Source organism: Actinotalea ferrariae CF5-4 (genome assembly GCF_000603945.1).
GTDB classification, from domain to species: domain Bacteria; phylum Actinomycetota; class Actinomycetes; order Actinomycetales; family Cellulomonadaceae; genus Actinotalea; species Actinotalea ferrariae.
Genome location: NZ_AXCW01000541.1, coordinates 1 through 751, shown reverse-complemented (window position 1 = coordinate 751; position 751 = coordinate 1). Strand labels below are relative to the sequence as shown.

Annotated in this window: 1 pseudogene; it reads right to left on the bottom strand. The window is 68.7% G+C overall.

Annotated elements, in window-relative coordinates:
• Positions 1-657: pseudogene (locus N866_RS20710) on the bottom strand (transposase); the annotation flags it as partial.
• Between the last annotated feature and the right edge of the window lie 94 nt (positions 658-751).

The following is a 751-nucleotide window of genomic DNA, read 5'->3' as shown; positions in this document are numbered from 1 at the left end:
CGATGCCGGCGGCACGCATGACACGTGCGACTCGCTTGTGGTTCACCCGCTGTTCTGCGGCCACGCCGTCGTTGAGCTCGGCGGTGACCCGTGGCGCGCCGACGGTGTTGTCGGCCTGGTGGATCTCGCGGATCCGCGCCTCGAGCTCGGCATCAGCGCCGGCCCGTCGGGCGCGCGCCGCTGCGCCTGCCTTCCATGCGTAGTAGGAGGATCGCTCGATCTCGAGCAGCGCGCACAGTCGCTTCACCTCGAAGGTGGCGGAGTTGTCGGCGACGAACTGGAAGCGACTCACCAGCGCGTCTCCCCGGCGAAATATTTGGCCGCCCGCTGGAGGATCTCCCGCTCGGTGGTCAGCTTCTTCTCGCTGACCTCGAGCTCGGCGACGCGGGCCTGCAGCCGGGCGATCTTCTGCTCTGGCGTCTCGTCCGCGGCCCCCGCAGGGACCGGTGTCGCGGGCTTGGACTGCAAGGGGCTGGAGGTCAACGTCCCGTCAGCGGCGGTCTTCTTGCCCGTCCCGTAGACCTCGAGCCAACCCCGCAGCGTGCCGCGCACGATGCCCAGATCCTCGGCGATGCCGCGGACCGTGGCGCCCGGGGTGGACTCGTACAAGTCGACGGCCTGACGACGGAACTCCTCGGAGTAGTTCTTCCTGGCCATGATCCTGGATCATCTCGCTTCCCCAGCACGTGCTGGATTCAGCGTGTCCAAGAACCGGGGTCAGGCCCCCACCCCCGCGACGACCCGGGCCATA